This window comes from Novosphingobium sp. KN65.2 (assembly GCF_001368935.1).
Classification (GTDB): domain Bacteria; phylum Pseudomonadota; class Alphaproteobacteria; order Sphingomonadales; family Sphingomonadaceae; genus Novosphingobium; species Novosphingobium mathurense.
This window is the reverse complement of sequence record NZ_CCBH010000190.1, coordinates 17929-31338: the sequence shown is the minus strand read 5'-3', so window position 1 is coordinate 31338 and position 13410 is coordinate 17929. Positions and strand designations below refer to the sequence as shown.

The 13410-nt window shown below is 63.2% G+C and carries 14 protein-coding genes; 4 read left to right on the top strand and 10 right to left on the bottom strand.

Annotated elements, in window-relative coordinates; translation table 11 throughout:
- Positions 1–13: 13 nt before the first annotated feature.
- From SPHV1_RS25150 to SPHV1_RS20030, 9 genes are all read right to left on the bottom strand, one after another.
- The gene (locus SPHV1_RS25150) at positions 14–226 is read right to left on the bottom strand and encodes a hypothetical protein (protein WP_156367406.1); all 213 of its coding nucleotides are present in this window, start codon (positions 224–226) and stop codon (positions 14–16) included.
- 166 nt (positions 227–392) lie between these two features.
- Entirely contained in the window at positions 393–980 is a 588-nt protein-coding gene (locus SPHV1_RS20065) for a hypothetical protein (protein WP_079731515.1), read from the bottom strand.
- On the bottom strand, positions 973–1467 hold the full coding sequence (locus tag SPHV1_RS20060) for an ATPase (protein WP_054947775.1): 495 nt from the start codon (positions 1465–1467) through the stop codon (positions 973–975). Before SPHV1_RS20060 ends, SPHV1_RS20065 begins: the two co-directional genes overlap by 8 nt.
- Before the next feature lie 99 nt (positions 1468–1566).
- The gene (locus tag SPHV1_RS20055) at positions 1567–1791 is read right to left on the bottom strand and encodes a F0F1 ATP synthase subunit C (RefSeq protein ID WP_007013775.1); all 225 of its coding nucleotides are present in this window, start codon (positions 1789–1791) and stop codon (positions 1567–1569) included.
- Between the two features lie 36 nt (positions 1792–1827).
- Positions 1828–2613: a F0F1 ATP synthase subunit A gene (locus SPHV1_RS20050; RefSeq protein WP_054947781.1), complete on the bottom strand. Its 786-nt coding sequence runs from the start codon at positions 2611–2613 to the stop codon at positions 1828–1830.
- Between the two features lie 53 nt (positions 2614–2666).
- Complete coding sequence (locus SPHV1_RS20045) at positions 2667–2987, bottom strand: AtpZ/AtpI family protein (RefSeq protein WP_054947774.1); 321 nt, start codon at positions 2985–2987, stop codon at positions 2667–2669.
- Between the two features lie 338 nt (positions 2988–3325).
- Complete coding sequence (locus tag SPHV1_RS20040; RefSeq protein WP_054947773.1) at positions 3326–3721, bottom strand: YdbL family protein; 396 nt, start codon at positions 3719–3721, stop codon at positions 3326–3328.
- The gene (locus SPHV1_RS20035; RefSeq protein WP_082431082.1) at positions 3721–3933 is read right to left on the bottom strand and encodes a YnbE family lipoprotein; all 213 of its coding nucleotides are present in this window, start codon (positions 3931–3933) and stop codon (positions 3721–3723) included. Before SPHV1_RS20035 ends, SPHV1_RS20040 begins: the two co-directional genes overlap by 1 nt.
- A gap of 71 nt (positions 3934–4004) precedes the next feature.
- Positions 4005–7199: a YdbH domain-containing protein gene (locus SPHV1_RS20030; RefSeq protein ID WP_054947780.1), complete on the bottom strand. Its 3195-nt coding sequence runs from the start codon at positions 7197–7199 to the stop codon at positions 4005–4007.
- A 53-nt stretch (positions 7200–7252) separates the two neighbouring features.
- Here SPHV1_RS20030 and radC point away from each other — a divergent pair, with 53 nt between their 5' ends.
- From radC to SPHV1_RS20015, 3 genes are all read left to right on the top strand, one after another.
- Positions 7253–8020: a DNA repair protein RadC gene (radC, locus tag SPHV1_RS20025; protein WP_054947771.1), complete on the top strand. Its 768-nt coding sequence runs from the start codon at positions 7253–7255 to the stop codon at positions 8018–8020.
- A 1-nt stretch (position 8021) separates the two neighbouring features.
- On the top strand, positions 8022–8756 hold the full coding sequence (locus tag SPHV1_RS20020; protein WP_054947770.1) for an NRDE family protein: 735 nt from the start codon (positions 8022–8024) through the stop codon (positions 8754–8756).
- Positions 8757–8891: 135 nt separating this feature from the next.
- Positions 8892–10685: an SLC13 family permease gene (locus SPHV1_RS20015; RefSeq protein ID WP_054947769.1), complete on the top strand. Its 1794-nt coding sequence runs from the start codon at positions 8892–8894 to the stop codon at positions 10683–10685.
- Positions 10686–10697: 12 nt separating this feature from the next.
- Here the strand turns inward: SPHV1_RS20015 and SPHV1_RS20010 are convergent, their stop codons facing one another.
- Positions 10698–11873: an aminotransferase gene (locus tag SPHV1_RS20010; protein ID WP_054947779.1), complete on the bottom strand. Its 1176-nt coding sequence runs from the start codon at positions 11871–11873 to the stop codon at positions 10698–10700.
- Between the two features lie 371 nt (positions 11874–12244).
- Between SPHV1_RS20010 and SPHV1_RS20005 the strand changes: the two genes are divergently transcribed.
- The gene (locus SPHV1_RS20005; protein WP_231634777.1) at positions 12245–13312 is read left to right on the top strand and encodes a sensor histidine kinase; all 1068 of its coding nucleotides are present in this window, start codon (positions 12245–12247) and stop codon (positions 13310–13312) included.
- Positions 13313–13410 lie beyond the last annotated feature (98 nt).

Here is a 13410-nt window from a genome sequence, read left to right as displayed (position 1 = left end):
CTCAACCGTGCGTTTACGATACGCCCTGGTCCTTGAGCGCAATCATCTCATCGGTCGAAAGATCAAAATCAACTTTGTCGGCTTCAATTTTCGCGACGATGGCCGCATCACCTATACCGACACGACTTAACTGCAGCACCGATTGCTTCGACAACGGCTCAGCACTTCCAGAAATCGGGCAAACCAAAAGGCCGAGTCCAGCCAGCCAAGCAGTCAGATTTTTCATTTTACCCCCTACATTCAACCATCGAACCCCGATCAATGGCTAATAAGTATGGCTATATTGCAGGGCATGAAAAACTGAAGCGCTTGTGACGGTTAAATTTTTCTCACAACAAAAAAGCCCCCGCGAACGCAGGGGCTTTCTCTGTTTGTGCTACCGGCAACCGGGCTCAGATAGAGCCGATGGCCCGATCCACGAAAGCCTTGTCGGCTTCGGCCGAATGATTGGCCTTGATCAGAACCCGGGCCGAAGCAGCAGCGGCAGCCGCGGCTCGGTTCTGCAGATCGGTGACGGCCGCACGTTCGGCAGCGCCGATCTTGTCCTGCGCCATCTTCTCGCGGCGCACGATCACATCGGCGGTGTCCTTCTCCGCCTTGGCGACAATCGCCTCGGCTTCGTGACGGGCATGCTCGATCATCGCCGCCGCATCCTTTTCGGCGTTGGCGATCTTGTCGGCGTATTCCTTGCGCAGGGCTTCTGCCTCGGCGCGAAGGACCTTGGCCTCCTCGAGCTGTGCCTTGATATCGGCGATCTTGGAGTCGAGCCCACCGGCGATCATCTTCGGCAGGCCCTTCCACAGGGCGATCAGGAGCAGCACGAGCATCGACGCACTGACAACCGCGACCGGCGGGGCAATGCCCAGCAGCAGAGGTTCGGCGTGATGCTCCACGGTGGCGTGGGCATCCACTGCGCCGGTTACTTCAGCGGCTTCGTGGGCGAGGCCCTGTTCGACCGAAGGTGAGACGTTCTCAGCCATGGACCAGGTTCTCCTTCACGGTCGAACGGACCGCTGCATCGTCGAGAGACAGGCCAGCGATGCGGCTGACGATGTCGCGGGTCGCATCGGCGGCCACGTCCTCGATCTCGGCGGCAGCCGAATTGCGGGCCTCCGCGATACGGTCTTCGGCTTCGGCCAGCTTCGTGTCGATCACGGACTGGGCGGCGGCAAGACGCTGCTCGGTAGCGGCAGCAGCCTTGGTGCGGGCCTCGGCGATCAGGGCCTGAGCCTCGGCGCGATTGGTGTTTTCACGCACGCGCCATGCTTCCTCTTCCTCATTGGCCTGCTTGCGCGCACGCTCTGCAGCGATGAGGTCGTCGGAAATCTGTTTGTCGCGCTGCGCAACCGTATCCATCACCTTCGGCACCATGCCCCGTCCAACGACGAAGAAGGTGAAACCGAAGAAGACCAGGAGCCAGAAGATCTGGCTGGAATAGGTCGCGGCTAGCTGTTCGATCTGAGGCATTGGTCAGCCCTGTCTCGAGGTGGCCGGTAAAAAACTTGCCCCCGCTGGCCGGCCGCTTCACCAAAGGGCGTTGGCGGCCGGTGCGGGGTTTGCGCGCGATCAGGCGAAGATCAGCAGCGCGGCAACAACGAACGAAAGCAGACCGAGAAGCTCGGCACCGGCGAAGCCGATGAAGAGACGGCCCTGCTGCGCGTCGGCAGCACCGGGGTTGCGCAGCGCGCCTTCGAGGAACTTAGCGAAAACGCTACCCACGCCGATCGAGGCGAGACCGCAACCGATAGCGGCGAGACCAGCACCAAGCAGCTTTGCAGCTTCTGCGTCCATTTCAAAAACTCCCTTTGGTAAACTTGAAGGATAAAATCAGTGAAGGTTCTCTGCGTCGTTCAGATAAACGCAGGTGAGAAGAGCGAAGACGTAAGCCTGAATTCCGGCCACGAGCAGTTCCAGCGCGCAGATGCCGACCATCAGCACGAAGCTGGGCAGACCGGCGATGGCGAACAGGGCGATGTTTGCGTTGCCCGAGCTGATCACGAAGCTGGAGAGCACTTCGAGCAGGACGTGGCCCGCCATCATCGCAACGAAGAGTCGCAGGCCGAGGCTGAACGGACGCACCAGGAACGAGATGAGTTCGACGAAGAAGATCGGAACAACCATCACCGCGGGCGTACCGTGCGGCACGAAGAGCGAGAAGAAGTGCAGCTTGTGCTTCACGAAGCCGACGATGAGCACGATCGAGAACGACAGGATCGAAAGCACGCCGGTGGCCGAGAAGTGGCTCGTGAACGTGAAGGGATGCAGGCCGATCACGCCGAGCGGCAGCAGGCCCAGGAAGTTCGCGAAGAGAATGAACATGAACAGCGAGAAGATGTACGGAACGTACTTCTTGCCGTTGGGGCCGACGTTGGCGGCCAGCATGCCATCGACGAAACCGGTGAAGGTTTCGACCGCCATCTGCCAGCGACCCGGCACGAGCTGGCGCTTGGCACCACCCGCAACGAATATCAGCAGGGCGACGGTGGCAATGGCCATCCACAACGCACTGTTCGTAAAGGCGATGTTGTAACCCGCGATATTCCAGCCATCCGAGCCGAACAACGGCTGGATGCTGAACTGATGCATCGGATCGACCTTCGCTTCGGCTGCCACGCGAATTTCCCTGTCGCCAATGAACGACAGCGCCCTGTTCACCCCCCGTTGGGTCAATTCGGGCGCTGGTTCGAATTCCGTATAATATTTCTGAAGGCGACGAAGATTCCGAAGAACAACATCACCAACAGTCCCCAGGGCGAGGTCCCGGCAAAGTGATCAATCACCCAGCCAAGGAACAAGCCACCGGCGACACCTCCCAGCAAATCGGCCAGGACGCGGTTTCCGGCGCGATAGCTCGCATCCGATTCCACGCCTCCGACCGGCTTGTGACGCTGCTCTTCCCGCTCGCGAAGGGCTTTCAGCCTTTCGTCCAGCGAATCGATGCGGGCGTCTTCACCGACAGGGTCCCGTGCGTTCGGCTCGTCGCTCATGCCTTCCCCCTTCGTGTTTGCACTCAGTCGTGCTCTCACCCGGTTTGATCGACACAATCAACGGCTGCCCGCCGAGGGCGCCGCCCCCTTAGGGTGGGCGATTTGCCGAGTCAACCGTACCGCGCGTGGCACTCTGCAGTTGCAGACACAGTATCGACGCACATCTGCGGAATGCGCGCAAGAAGCCTAGTACCAATTGCCGATGTCGTAGCAATAGGGCTGCGGCAATCCACAGGGCATCGCGCAATTGAAAAGGGGCTGCAAGGCGCGTTTGCCTTGCAACCCCTTTTCCAATTCGAATCACAAATTCGCGGTCGGCTCGATCGCCCGGGAAAGAATTACGGGCAGCGCGGATCGCGAGCTGGCGCTCCGCCATCGCGGGTCTTCCAAGAGCCATCGGGCGCCTGATACTTTTCACCGGGCTTGGTTTCGAGAATCAGGCGGCAAGCGGTCGCGAAGGCATATTCCTCGATCGTGCTCTTGCCCGCGGCCTTCTCGGTATAGACGGCACGCCGCTTGTTGTTGAGGTCCTTGACCATGGCGCGAACGTCGGCCGGCGCATTGCCTATCACACCGAGGTAGCCATCGGTCTGTTCGCCCACCTGCCCCGCGGCGCGCGCAGCGGCGTAGGCCGGATCGCGATTCTGGGCGAAAGCCGCGCTGCCGGCACCCAGCGCCAACACGGCACCGGCGATGCCGATTGCGGCGACAGACTTGCGGATCGGACTTGCCATCAGAAAATCTCCGGGTTCTCGTCGATCGTGTTGGCCGCGTCCGCAGCCAACTTGTAGATCACTTCCTGCCTTATGTTGATGTTCAGCTCGATCACGATCGGCTTGTCGGGTGCGGAAACGTTGATGCACCCCCCAAGCGCCGGGACCGTTCCCAACACCACCATCGCGGCGCATACGGCGCGCCAACCGGACCGGGGCTTCCCCTGCTGCATCGTCAACTCCCCTCGGCCGAACATGGCAGGGTATGTTGCAGCCGGAACGCTTCCGGTCAATTCGCAGGATTTCATGGATTATTCTCGCTGACTGGAGGCTGAATGGCGATGGATGGAGGCCGCGGCCTCACTTTCCCGTCCCGGTCGATCAGACCGAGTGTTCGCGGATCGGTGAGATAAGTCGGATCGTAAAGCGAGCGCATCGAGCCGAACAGGCTGAAGAACGGCGCCTTGATGTTGAGAATGAAGCGAATCGGCAACTTGGCGACCTGCCTGGTCAGGAAATTGCTTTTCGCCCCCGAACCCTGGCTCAGTCCGTCGAAACTGATGCGGGTCACTATCTCGCCCGAAAGCGAACCGCCGAGCCCGATTTCCATACTCTTGTAGTCGACCGACCTGAGGGCGTTGAAAGCGAAGTTACCCATCGCCGAAAGGTCCTTGTAGGTCAGCGCGCCGATATAGGAGACATTTCCACCCGGCTCGCGCGACTTGAGGTAACCGTTTTCGATCCTTCCACCGTCCTCGTCGAAGACCAGCGGCAGTTCGCCGTCGAACACGCCTGTCGCATTGATGTTGGAAAGCTCCAGGTGCTGGACGAAGGTCGCCGCATCGAGCCCGGAGACCTTGAGGGTATAATTGCGCGTCTCGGCAACGCCGATGCGCATGCGTGCCGGTTCCAGCGTCAGCGTGCCGTCCATGAAAGGCCAGCGCGCACCGTTCACCACCAGCAGGTAGTCGGGCTTCATCTCGAAGGAGAGAACGCCGTCGTTCACTTCGATGCCCGGATTGATGGAGGCGATCTTGAGCTTCTGGTCCGGCGCAGTGACGAGACCGAGCAGGTCTGTGAAACGCACTTCGCCGGAGAGCCCCTTCACAGGACCGAAGGCAGCCGCAAAGTCCACGCCGTCGGTGGCGAAGCGGCCATGACTGGTGACGCCCTTCTCGTTCCAGTCGATGCGACCTGTGCCATGCACCGATCCTTCGAGGTTGGAGACCACGCCCAGCGCGAGATGGGAAAGCGTGTCTGCCTGCAGTGTCTTGTCGAAAGTGATGCCATCGACCTTCAGGTCCGCGTGGCCGCTGGCATCCATGAGATTGTGGACGATATCGGCACGCACGACCTCGCGATCCGAACGCGGCTCGCGCATCACCGCCTCGGCCGTGATCACGCTGTCGGCAAGGCGCAGGGTTGCATCGCGGGCGACGACAGGCTCGAAGCGTGCGACCTTCTCACGGTCCACCAGCGTGAAGCGCGCCTTGTCGATGGTCAGGACACCATCGGCATAACGCCAGTCGCCGGCGGTCTGATGCAGGTCGAGCGGCACCGCATAGAGCGCAATGTCGGCCTCATCGAACGTGCCGCCGATGTCCTTGCCGACCAGTGCATCGAGGTGCGTGATCCTGAATTTCGAGGCACTGTCCGCAGGCCCGAGTTCGACGTCGAGGGCCTTGGCCGAAACCGCGCCGGGATTCGATCCTTTCCGGGCATAGCCGATGGGGCCGCTGGCGAGACGGATCGGCGTTTCTCCCAGGTGCCCGGCAAGGTCGAGCGCAGGAACGCCCGCGGCCACCTCGAAGCGACCGGAGCGACTGCGCACGATAGGACCGCCTGCTGCAGGGCAGACCTGCAGATTGCGCTTGTCGATTGTCAGGTTGGCAAAGGCGAGCCGGTCGAAGCCGATCGTCGTGCAGCGTGGCCAGACGGTCAGGTCACCGTTTGCGGCCCAGTCGCCGTCGATCGGCAGGATCAGGTTGTCCGCCCTGCCCCCCGGCAAGGCACCCGTCAGCCGGGCACTGCCCGAAAAGCCGAACGAACCATTGCTGGACTGGACGAGATCCAGCGCGGGCACGGCAAGGCGTGTGTCGCCCGCGCGATACTCGGGCATCTCGACATGCATCGAAAGCCCTCCGTTCGCACCGGATTCCATGCGCCCCGCGATGCTCGGCAGGCCCTGACCGCCAGTCGCGAAATTGCCGGTCAGGCGCGGCGCACCTTCGGAGAACATCGCCTGCACGCGCGAAAGCGTCAGCAGGGCCTTGCCGCTACCGCCGCGTACGGAACCGCGCGGGACGACGAGGCTCATACCCTCGGGCGAATGGCGCAGGATCAGGCTGGCCTCGACCGTGCTCCCCCGCGTCTCGCGCTGGAGCGCCCCGCGAACCTGGCGCGCAATCGGACCGAGAAACGTGCCTTCGCCCGAACGCGCCGCATCGGCGAGCGACCGGTCGAGCTGAACGCCAAGCGCCAGCCCCCTGCCCGAAAGTTCGCTTTCGACATCGAGCCGCTCGATGCCTGCATTCGAACGCACCCGACCGTCTATCGCCAGGCTCGCCATCCGCGCCTGCGGCGTTGCAAGGCCGCGCACAGCAAGATCGTAGCGGGCGTTGAGGGTCTCCTTGCGGTAGCTGACCTGCGCCTTGCCCGATGCCCCATCGAAGCGATTGCTGGCATAGTGGCCCTGCCCGGCGGTCAGACCGATGCTGCCTTTCCCGCCGTCGAGCGCCTTGTCGAAAGTGAAGTCGATCTTCGCTGCGGCGTTGGCGAGCGCCAGATCCTGTTCCGCGCAAGCAAGGCGCGCGAACCGCAAAGGCCCTGCAAAGCGCGGCCTTTCCGAGGCAATCGAGATCTTTCCGTAAAGGCTGGCCTTGCCGGTCTTGCAACCCGCCATTGTCAGGCTGGGCGCTACTGCCGCCAGTTCTCCCGCGAAACCATCGCGCAAGGGCCCCTGCCCCTCTATCCGCACCCCGATCCGGCCCCGGTCGCTATCGATGAGCCCACGCCCGTCAACGATCTTGAGATCGTAGTCGGGCATCGCGAAAGGCTCCTTGCTTCCCGTGAACAGCACCTTGTCGAGCGTGCCGAAGCTGGGGCGATTGCCATGCAGCGTGCCATAGAGACGCGGCCTGACCAGCGTGATCCGCCCGATCCCGGGAATGCCCCAGTTCAGGCGCGTGCGGACGCGGATTTCCTCGATGGTGAGATCCGGTTTGGCCGGATCGCCGATCGAGAGGTTGCGGATAACCTGTTCGGAGGGACCGATGCTCACGACTTCGTACCGCGCAGGCAAGCCCAGCGAATCGAGCTGGCCGGCAATCACGTTGTCGGCAATATCCTCGCGCAGGATCCAGATGCCTCCGCCCGCTACCGCAGCAAGCGCCAGGACGCCCGCCAGGGGCGCGCGCCAGCGTCGCCGCCGCCGGGCTTCTCCCGGTAACGGTTCAGGTGTCTCGATCCCTTCGACATGCTGGTCTTCGTCTTGCGCCATCCGCTCCATCACTTGCGCTGGCCGTGCCAGAAAGGCAATTGTTTGTACAAGATATGCCAGACCAAGCCCCACTCTTCGATGAACGCGGCGCCCATTCCGGCGAAGGAACGGTGCAAGGCGAAGCCGCGCGAGAAAACGGCACGACACTCGGCAACGATCCTGCAGGGCATCGCGCGCGGCTTCGCAAGCGGCTGATCGAGGGTGGAGACGAGGCTCTGGCAGATCATGAGGTGATTGAACTCCTGCTGATGCAGGCCGTTCCCCGCCGTGACATGAAGCCTCTGGCCCGCAGCCTGCTCCAGCGCTTCGGATCTCTGGCTGGGGTACTGCAGGCCCCGCCGCGGACGCTCGCCGCGCATCCCGGCATGGGCGAGGCCAGCGCCGTCGCGCTGCGCATCGCCACGGTCGCCGCCACGCGCCTGGCCCGGCAGAAAGTGCGCGAGGCGCCGGTGATCGGATCGTGGCAGGCCCTGATCGACTACCTGACCATCGACATGGCCCATCTCACCATGGAACGCGTGCGCGTTCTCTACCTCAATGCAAAGAACATGCTGATCCTCGACGATCTCGTCGGCGAAGGCTCGATCGACGAGGCGGCGATCCACCCGCGCGAGGTGATCCGACGGGCCCTCGACCTGGGAGCGACGGCGCTGATCATCGTCCACAACCACCCCTCCGGCTCACCCGAGCCCAGCCGCGCCGACATCGACGTCACCAACCGCATCGCCGAGGCCGGAAGGCTGCTTGGCGTCACCGTCCACGATCATGTCGTGATCGGCCGCGAAGGGCACGTCAGCCTGCGCGCCAAGGGCCTGATCTGAGATGTGCGTCGCCGCTCTCGCCTGGAACGCGCACCCCGACTGGCTGCTCGTCGCCGTGGGCAACCGCGACGAATTCCACGCTCGCCCGACCGCACCGCTGGCGCACTGGAACGATGGCAGCGGGATCATTGCCGGCAAGGACCTGCTGGGCGGCGGCACCTGGCTCGGCCTCAACGAGGCGGGACGTTTCGCATTACTGACCAACTATCGCGTGCCGGAAGGCTCCCGACCAGACAGGCCGAGCCGGGGAAAGCTCGTCACTGACCTTCTCGAGGGCCTCGAACCGGAAGGCGTGACGCAGATGAACGCTTTCAATCTCGTCGAAGCGAACCACGGCGAGGCTCGGTTCCGAACCAACTATCCGCGCCTCGAAATCCGGCGCCTGACGCGTGGCATCCACGGCCTGTCGAACGGCGGCTTCGACGTACCCTGGCCCAAGACCGCCCAGTTGCAGCAGGCCTTGGCGGCATGGCTGGAGCAATCCGACGCGGACATCGCGCCGCTGCTTGCCAGCCTGCGATCGGATACGCCGCCGACTGGAACTCTGCCGATCGGGGACGGACCCGAGCCGCAATTTGCGCCGATTTTCATCCGGAATGAAACCTATGGCACGCGCTGCAGCACCGTTCTGACGATTGCGCGAGACGGCCGTGGCCTGATCCACGAACGCAGCTTTTCCGCCGCGGGCGAGGTTACCGGGGACCGGACCATCGCCTTTCGCTGGCCGCTTGCGTAACCGCGCGAAGCGTCCGGAACCACAATTGCGTATCGACCCGGAAAACTTTTCTTTTCTTGCGCATCCACGGTTTGCCGGTAACTCCTCGCCTTAGGGAATGCACTCCCGGGTGCGGCGTGTAGAACAGGGATAACGATGATCTTCGGAATCGATGCGGGCTCGCCGGCCATCATGGCCGTGCTCCTGCTCCTGCTGTTCCTGGCCTTCGCGTTCGAAGCGGCCGCGCCTGAAGTCGTTGCGCTCGTGCTCGTGTCCGTCCTGCTCGTACTGGGCGTGCTCTCGACCGATGACCTGCTCGATTCGATGGGCAATCCCGCACCGCTGACCATCGCCTGCATGTTCATCGTCTCGTCCGCGATGGTGCGCACCGGCGCGCTCGATCTCATGGCCAGCAAGATCACCGGGCTGGGCAAGCGGCGGCCGACACTGGCCATTGCGGTTTTCCTTGCGACGATTGCGACGCTTTCGGCGTTTACCAACAACACCCCGCTGGTGATGATGATGATCCCGGTCGGCATGGCGCTGGCCAAGGAACTGCGCATCGCGCCGTCGAAGATCCTGATGCCGATTTCCTTCGCGGCCGTCCTTGGCGGCACCGTGACGCTGCTGGGTACCTCGACCAACATTCTCGTCGACGGCGTTGCCCGCAAGGCCGGCCTTGCGCCCTTTTCGATCTTCGAGATTGCTCCGGTCGGCGCGGTTGTCGCCATTGCCGGCGTTATCTGGCTGGCCATCAGCCACCGCCTCCTGCCCGACCGCCAGACCGTAGCGGGGCTGACCACGCAAGGCGAGAACAAGCGCTTCATCGTCTCGATCTTCGTCGAGGCCGGATCGCCCTACATCGGACAGAACCCGCGCGAGATCGACCTGCTTTCGCGGTCCGAGCGACGGCTGGTCGACGTCCTGCGCGACGATGTCTCACTGCGTCGCGACTTCGATCGCTGCCAGCTGGAAGAAGGCGACATCCTTGTCGTGCGCACGTCCGCCGCAGACCTCATGACGATCAAGGAACGCGGCGACCACGCGCTCACCGATTCGTCGGCCGATCCGCACGTTGTCCAGTTGTCCTCGCGCAACTCGGTCATGGTCGAGACGCTGCTGGCCCCCGGCGCCGGGATCATCGGCCACACCCTTGCCGACCTGCGCCTGCGCCGCCGCTACGGCGTCTATCCCATCGCCCTGCACCGCAAGGGCACCAACCTGCAGAAGCGCTATGAGGACGTACCGCTGCAGGTGGGCGACACCCTGCTCCTCGAAGGCGCGCAGGAGGACCTGCGCAGGCTCGTCGAGGACCAGCAGCTGGTCAACATTGCCGAGCCGACGATTCGCGGCTTCCGGCGCAACAAGGCCTGGATCGCGGTTGCCACCATGCTCGGCATCGTCGTGGCCGCATCATTCAATGTCATGCCGTTGGCAGGCCTTGCGGTGCTGGGCGTCGCGATAGTGCTGGGCTGCCGGTGCGTTGAGCCGGACGAAGCCTTCAAGTCGGTCGACTGGCGCATCATCGCCCTGATCATTGCCATGCTCTCGATCGGCACCGCACTAGAAAAGACCGGATTGGTCGAAACGGTCGTGCAGCTCGCCACCCCGTGGCTCGGCACGATGGGACCGATAGTCGCGCTGGCCGCGATCTACCTGCTCAGCCTGGTCCTGACCGAACTTGTCACCAACAACGCAGTGGCCGTCGTGGTGACGCCGATCGGCATCCACCTCGCCCAGGCGCTGGGCGTCGATCCGCGACCCTTCGCCGTTGCCGTGATGTTCGCCGCCTCCGCGAGCTTCCTCACGCCGATCGGGTACCAGACCAACACTCTGGTCTATGGCGCGGGCGGTTACCGCTTCTCCGACTTCTACAAGTACGGCTTCCCGCTCACCGCGCTCGTCGCGATCACCACGCTGATCATGATACCGCTGATCTGGCCGCTTTGACGCCAAGGCCCGTTAGGTCAGGTTGAGCCGGAATGCCGCGAGCCGCGCAACCGCTTCGTCGAGAACCGCGTCCGGCTTGGTAAAGCAGAAGCGCACGATGTGCTCGGGCCTCCCCTCGCCTGCATAGAGCGCAGAAACCGGGATCGTCGCCACGCCAGCCTCGCGGATCGCGCGTTCGGCGAATTCGCGATCACCCGTGTGCAGTCCGGAAGCGGTCAGGTCGACACAGAGGAACCAGGTCGCCCGATTGGGCAGGACGATAAATCCGGCCCGGTCCAACCCTGCCATGAGCCTGGCGCGCGAAGCGGCCCAGGCCGCGCGCTGTTCGTCCAGCATCGCAACAGGCAAGGTCAGCCCCTCGGCCACCGCCCACTGTAGCGGCGGGGCGCTGGCATAAGTCAGGAACTGGTGCGCATGGGCCAGACCGTGGCCGACTTCGCCCCTGCCGACCATCCACCCGATCTTCCATCCGGTCACGCCGAAGATCTTGCCAGCGGAGCCGATCTTCACGCAGCGCTCGGCCATGCCCTCGAAGCTCATGAGCGAACGGTGAGGCCGGCCGTCGAAGCGGACCTCCTCCCAGACCTCGTCACAGATTGCCACGAGATCGCGGTCGACGCAGATCCGGGCGATCGCCGCCAATTCTTCCTCGCCCGCCACCGTACCGGCCGGATTGAGCGGATCGTTGAGGATCAGTAGCCGTGTCCTCTCCGTCAGCGCCTCCTCGATCGCCGAAGTCTCATAGCGGAAACGGGGCGGCTTCAGGGGCACCGAAACCGGCACGCCGCCTGCCCTCAGGACCATCGGGGCATAGGCATCGTAGGCAGGCTGGAACAGCACGACCTCGTCGCCGGGCTTCACGAGGGCCAGCAACGATGCTGCAATTGCCTCGGTAGCTCCGGAGGTTACGGTCACATCCTGCGGAAAAACCTCAAGTGCCTGTCGCCGCGCATAGTAAGTGCAAACCGCCTCACGAAGTTCGGGAAGTCCGGCGCCGGGAGGATACTGGTTCGATTTCTCGCGCAAGGCGCGCACCGCGGCCTCGATGACCGGTGCAGGGCCGGGACCGTCGGGGAAACCCTGCCCGAGGTTGATTGCCCCGGTTTCACGCGCAAGCGCCGACATCCGGTCGAAGACGGTCCGTTCCATCTGCGCATAGACGGGATGGATCCGGCCGGGTGACGTCATGGCGGTACTGCTCCTTCGCGCAAGAAAAGATCCGTCAAAGCCCTTGCTTTCAGGCTGCTTTTCGGACGGTGCGCCATAGCCTTCGTCCCGTCGCAATGCACGCGCGGAAGAAATGCCATTGCTGCGAACTTCACCAGGACCTTCAGATTAAATGTCTGAAATATCCGGGCAAGAACAAGCCCGCATTGATCCTGTCGCGCCCCAATCGAAGCTTCATATGGGAACCTGACCGATCCTCGAACGTCTTTGGGCATGACGCAAGATGAAGCATGGCGATGGAATTCCAGGCGAATCGTCCTCGCCGAGACCGCCAGAGCAATGTGCGGTCAGAATCGGCAGGGCTCTTCCGTGCCAACGCGATAGGGAATGACTTGAGCAAGATCAGCCGCTTCACCGAACGCCTGCCGCTGCTGAACGGCATGCCAATGGTGCAATATGGCGTAACGCTTGCGCTCTGCATGTTCGCCTTGCTTCTGCGCTGGGAACTCGATGGCGCCTTCCCGCCAGGCTACCCTTACCTTACGTTCTTTCCGGCCGTCATCATCTCCTCGTTTCTCTTCGGCCCCCGCCCCGGCATCGTGGGAGCCTTGGTCTGCGGCCTGTTCGCCTGGTATTTCTTCATTCCGCCGCGTCAGTCATTCGGCGGCGACGGCGGCACCGTAACCGCCCTGCTGTTCTACGCCGGTGTCGTCGCGGTAGACATCAGCCTCGTCCACCTGATGCAGGCGGCAAACGGCAGGCTTCTCGCCGCAAGGGAAAACGTGCGCGAACTCGCCGAAGAACGCGGGCGCCTTGCCGAACGCAGCGACCTGCTGTTTCAGGAGATGCAGCACCGTGTGGGCAACAACCTGCAGATGATCGCCGCGGTGCTGTCCCTGCAACTGCGCGGCCTCCATGAGCCAACCGCCAGAAGCGCACTTTCGGACGCGGTCTCGCGTCTGCAGGTGATCGGCCGTATCCAACGCCAGCTCTATCGCCCCGATGGCGACCTGATGCCGCTCGACCGTTTCATCAGCGAAGTCGTGGGCCAGCTCATGCTCTCCAACGGCAGGCCCGGCATTGCCTGCAAGATCGAGGCCGAGTCCGGTATCGTTCTCAAGCCCAATAGCGCCGTCCCCCTTGCCCTGATTCTCTCCGAGGCCGTCGCCAATGCCCTCGAACACGGGCTGCGAGATCGGGAGAGCGGAACGATTCTCGTCAAGGCGCACCGGTACGACGAGGCCATTCACCTGTCGGTGGAGGATAACGGGCACGGCCTGCCGGAGGGCTTCGATCTCGACGGGGCGGACAGCGTCGGGCTTCGCATCTCGCGTCTGCTCAGCCAGCAGCTCGATGGCCAAATGGCACTGGAAAACAGGAATTCTTCTCCAGAATCCGCCGGTGCGCGGATGACCATGATCCTGCCGGCGTCCCAGATGCGCGCCACCCAAAACGCCTAGCGATCACCCGAGGCGCAGCCATCGCCCCCAACGACCTGTCGATTCGATCAGTCGATACGGCTTCGCTAACTTGCGATTCAGCCATCCGCGCTTACATT